At 62.5% G+C, this 4,520-nt stretch carries 4 protein-coding genes; all 4 read right to left on the bottom strand.

Translation table 11 applies throughout. From position 1 onward, the window contains the following. A partial coding sequence (locus FEM54_RS25460) for a trans-sulfuration enzyme family protein (RefSeq protein WP_138453539.1) occupies positions 1–850 on the bottom strand: 850 nt, incomplete at its 3' end. Next, positions 847–2,223, bottom strand: coding sequence for a pyridoxal-phosphate dependent enzyme (locus FEM54_RS25455; RefSeq protein WP_017138937.1), 1,377 nt, complete (start codon positions 2,221–2,223; stop codon positions 847–849). The genes FEM54_RS25460 and FEM54_RS25455, both read right to left, overlap by 4 nt. A gap of 139 nt (positions 2,224–2,362) precedes the next feature. Beyond that, positions 2,363–3,214: a 4-hydroxy-tetrahydrodipicolinate synthase gene (gene dapA / locus FEM54_RS25450; protein WP_138453538.1), complete on the bottom strand. Its 852-nt coding sequence runs from the start codon at positions 3,212–3,214 to the stop codon at positions 2,363–2,365. A gap of 284 nt (positions 3,215–3,498) precedes the next feature. Continuing rightward, positions 3,499–4,473 (bottom strand): alpha/beta hydrolase, encoded by a 975-nt coding sequence (locus tag FEM54_RS25445; protein ID WP_138453537.1) that lies wholly within the window; start codon positions 4,471–4,473, stop codon positions 3,499–3,501. Between the last annotated feature and the right edge of the window lie 47 nt (positions 4,474–4,520).

Here is a 4,520-nt window from a genome sequence, read left to right as displayed (position 1 = left end):
CTGGGTAGTACACCCGCGACACTTGCGGCTGCTGTTCCAGCCAGGTGGCCAGGTCCAGGGCGTTGCTGCAATGGCGCTCCATGCGCAGTGCCAGGGTTTTTACCCCGCGCAGGGTCAGGAAGGCATCGAACGGGCCGGCAATCGCGCCGACCGAGTTTTGTAAAAAGCCCAGGCGCTCGGCGAGTTCCGGGTTGTGGCCGACGATGGCGATACCGCCGATCACGTCGGAGTGGCCGTTGAGGTATTTGGTGGTGGAGTGCACCACGATGTCGAAGCCCAGCTCCAGTGGGCGCTGGATCCATGGGCTGGCGAAGGTGTTATCGGCCACGCAGATGATGCCGCGATCGCGACAGATGCGCGCAATGGCGCTGAGGTCGGTGAGGCTCAGCAGCGGGTTGCTCGGGGTCTCGACCCAGACCATGCGTGTGTCGCTCTGCAGTGAGGCTTCAAAGGCCGACAGGTCGCTTAAATCGACAAAGCTGAAACGGTGCCCGGCACTGCGTTGACGCACCTTGTCGAACAGCCGGAACGTGCCGCCATACAGGTCGTTGCCGGAGACAATATGCGCACCGGCATCCAGCAGTTCCAGCACAGTGGAAATCGCCGCCAGCCCCGAAGCAAACGCAAACGCCGCACTGCCGCCCTCCAGGTCGGCCACGCAGCGCTCCAGGGCAAACCGCGTGGGGTTGTGGGAGCGCCCGTAATCAAACCCCTTGTGCACGCCGGGGCTGTCCTGCAAATAGGTGGAGTTGGCGTAGATCGGCGGCATCAGCGCGCCCGTGGTTGGGTCGGGGGATTGCCCGGCGTGGATCACACGGGTGGCAAACGCGCTTTTATCGGGCAGGCTCATGCAAGGGATCTCCGTAGGTGGTTAAGCAGGTCGACGCGGGTGATCAGGCCATGGAAGCCGGATGTGTCGGCAATAATCGCGACCAGGCCGCGATCCAGTTCCGCCTGCAATTGGGCCAGGCTGGCGCTGGGGGCCAGGGTTTGCAAGGTTTTGCTCATGGCGTCTGCCACCACCATGGAAAAGTGTGTGGCGTCCTGATGCAAGCCCAGCAGGATGTCGGATTCGTCGATGACGCCGACCAATTCACGGCCGTCCACCAACACCGGTAGCTGCGAAACATCCGCCAGGCGCATGCGCTGGAAGGCGGTGAGCAAGCTGTCGTCGGGGCTCACGCTGATCACCCGGCCGTCTTCGAAGCGCCGCGCGATCAGGTCGCGCAGGTCGCCGTAGTGTTTGTATTGCAACAGGCCCGCGTCGTTCATCCATTGGTCGTTGTAGACCTTGGACAAGTAGCGCGTACCGGTGTCGCAGACGAAGGTGACCACACGTTTTGGCTCGGTTTGTTCGCGGCAGTAACGCAGTGCGGCGGCAAGCAGGGTGCCGGTGGATGAGCCGCCGAGGATACCTTCGGCCTTGAGTAACTGACGGGCGTGGTCGAAGCTTTCTTCATCGCTGATGGAGTAGGCATGGCGCACACTGGAGAGGTCGGCAATCGAGGGGATAAAGTCTTCGCCGATGCCTTCCACGGCCCAGGAGCCGGGCGTTTCCATTTTCCCGCTGCGGCTGTATTCGGCCATCACCGAGCCCACCGGGTCGGCCAGCACCATTTCCAGTTCGGGCTGCACGCGTTTGAAGAAGCGCGTAAGCCCGGTGAGGGTGCCGGCCGAGCCGACACCGACCACAATCGCATCCAGATCATGCTGGGTTTGCGCCCAGATTTCCGGGGCGGTGCTGGTTTCGTGGGCCAGCGGGTTGGCGGGGTTGTTGAACTGGTCGGCGAAGAATGAACCGGGAATGTCTTTGGCCAGGCGCGCGGCCACATCCTGGTAGTACTCGGGATGGCCCTTGCCGACATCGGAACGGGTGATGTGTACTTCGGCGCCCATGGCCTTGAGGTGCAAGACCTTTTCAGTCGACATCTTGTCGGGCACCACCAGCACCACACGGTAGCCTTTGGCCCGGCCGACCAGCGCCAGGCCCAGGCCGGTGTTGCCGGCGGTGGCTTCGATAATGGTGCCGCCCGGTTGCAGGCGGCCGTCACGTTCGGCGGCGTCGATCATGGCCAGGCCGATACGGTCCTTGATCGAGCCACCGGGGTTTTGCGATTCCAACTTGAGAAACAGCGTGCAAGGGCCAGTATCGAAACGGCTGACCTTGACCAGCGGCGTGTTGCCGATCAGTTCGAGCACGGCGGGACGTGGGAGGCTGGGCATGAATTCACCTTGGTTGCGAGCAGACAGAGGTGGTGCAGCAAAGTAAAGGCGTGCCTTGGAACATAGGCCGGGATCGCGCCGGTCGCAACCGGGCGGTCCGTTGGATGTCTTTTTTTGGCGCATGAACCCGACAGGGCGTTTACAGCAGCGCGCCCAACGCCTGTTGTACGCGCGCACTGGCAGCTTGCATCGGCGCGCGCAGTTCGCTGCCGATCAAGCCCTGCAACGCCAACCCAGCCTTCACCGGTGCCGGGTTGGACTCCATGAACATCGTGTTGATCAGTGGCAATAACGTGAAAAACGTCGCCCTGGCCTCAGCCAATTGGTTATCGCGCACTTGCTGGCACAGCGCCACAAAGGTCTCGGTATGCAGATGCGCCGAGGCCGCAATCGCGCCACTGGCGCCCAGGCACAGCGCGTTAAAAATCTGGACGTCTTCGCCGCACAACACATTCACGTCACCACTGGCCAGCAACGCCAGGGTATTGGCCAGGTTGCCGCCACAATCTTTGATCGCGCTGATTCGCGGGTGTTTGACGATGCTCAACAACGTGGCCTGCTCGAAGGTTACGCCGGAGCGGTAGGGAATGTCGTAGAGCACAATCGGCACGCTGGAGGCATCCGCCACCGTGTGGAAAAACGCCTGAAGGCCAGCCTGGGAAGGGCGGATATAGCTGGGCGCGGGCACCAGCAGACCGGCTACCGGGCGCTGGAGAATTTCGCTTTGAAAGTGCAGCAGTTCTATCTGGTTGTTGCCCGCCAGCCCCATCACCACCCGCTGTGCGGGCACCCATTGCAGCACGGCATCGAGCACGGCGAGCTGCTCCTGACGGCTCAACGACGCGGCTTCGCCCGTGGTGGTGCAGACCATGATCCCGGCGACGTGTTTTTCCAGCAGGTGACCGACCAGCCGGTGCAGGCCGATAAAGTCGATGGCGCCATCCTGAAACGGCGTGACTATGGGAACCCAGATACCTTGAAACGATGACATGCACTTTCTCCTGATGGTTGACCGCTAAAGTCACCGTCAGAAGGGCAGAGGGATTGTGCAGAAGGAGGAGGGGGCCGCCGCGCTCAATGTCCTGTCAGCTCATCTGACGGGACAGCGCGCCCCGGTCACATGAGCGACTGTTTCTTCGATTTAAGGGCGTGCGCCACGCAACCTTGCGCCTTGGCAATCAAGCCAATGGCACAAAGGTTAACGAAAGACGTTGCTGACATGCGCTGGCACACCCTGAATAAGATCTCCATCTTCAGGGGATGTGACTGAATATGTCAACTCCGCCGAAGGTGCTCGCGCACAAATGCGGCGACCTCGGCTGCCAGTTCCGCATCTTCCGGTGCGCCCATGAAGCCGCCATGGGGCATGGCCTCGAACACATGCAGCAGCGCCGGCACCTGCGCCTGGCGCAAGGCGCGGTGCATGCGCACGGTGTTGGACAGAAACAGATCCCGTGTACCGCTTTGCAGGAAGGTCGGCGGGAAGCCGGCCAAATCACCAAACAGGGGCGACAGGTACGGGTGGGACAAATCCGCGCCATTGGCATACAGTAGGTTGGTGCTCATCAGCGGCATGGGCAGAACCACGTCGACGCCTCGGTTGACGTGGAAACTGTCGCCGGATTCGGTCAGGTCGACCTCCGGCGAGAGCAGCACCAGCGCCGCTGGCATTGGCAACCCTTCGTCACGGGCGCGCAAGACCATTGCCGCCGCCAGGTTACCGCCTGCCGAACGGCCGCCAATCACGATGTGCTCAGGCGCATGGTGCTTGAGTACATGGCGGTAGGTGGCCACGCAGTCATCCAGCGCCGCCGGGTACGGGTGATCAGGCGGCATGCGGTAATCAATGCCGTAGCACATCAGGTTGTGCAGGTCGGCCTGCTTGCCGGCGGCAATACGGCAGTTTTCGCCGCCACCGAACACCAGTGCGCCGCCGTGCAGATCGATGTAGGCAAAGGGCGTGTGGCCCGGCGGTGTGGCCACGTGCACGGTGGCGCTTTCTACTGTGATGGTGTGCAGGTTGGCGCGCAGGGCTTCCGCCTGCCCGGCATTGGCGCTGGTGTAGTTCTGGTCGACGACGGCTTGCAGCTGGCGCCAGCCATCGTGGTCGTGCGGCTCGGGCATGCTGTGCAGTGCGTTCAACGGCACGCCATCAGCCCCGACCAGGCGCTGGAGTGTCGCCTGGGCTGGGGCGCTGATCGAGCTTGGGACCGGGATGGTGCGCGGTTCAAGTTTTACGCCATGGTTCATGGGCCTGAGACTCGTGTTCGACGACTGAGGCCGCAAGAATGCCAGAC

The sequence above is a fragment of the Pseudomonas edaphica genome (assembly GCF_005863185.1).
Classification (GTDB): domain Bacteria; phylum Pseudomonadota; class Gammaproteobacteria; order Pseudomonadales; family Pseudomonadaceae; genus Aquipseudomonas; species Aquipseudomonas edaphica.
Note: the sequence above shows the minus strand (reverse complement) of the source record. Positions and strands in the feature narration are given on the sequence as shown.

Excerpts from the sequence above, each read along its gene's own strand:
- FEM54_RS25455 (WP_017138937.1), bottom strand. The coding sequence starts at position 2,223 with ATGCCCAGCCTCCCACGTCCCGCCGTGCTCGAACTGATCGGCAACACG.
- dapA (WP_138453538.1), bottom strand. The coding sequence starts at position 3,214 with ATGTCATCGTTTCAAGGTATCTGGGTTCCCATAGTCACGCCGTTTCAG.
- FEM54_RS25445 (WP_138453537.1), bottom strand. The coding sequence starts at position 4,473 with ATGAACCATGGCGTAAAACTTGAACCGCGCACCATCCCGGTCCCAAGC.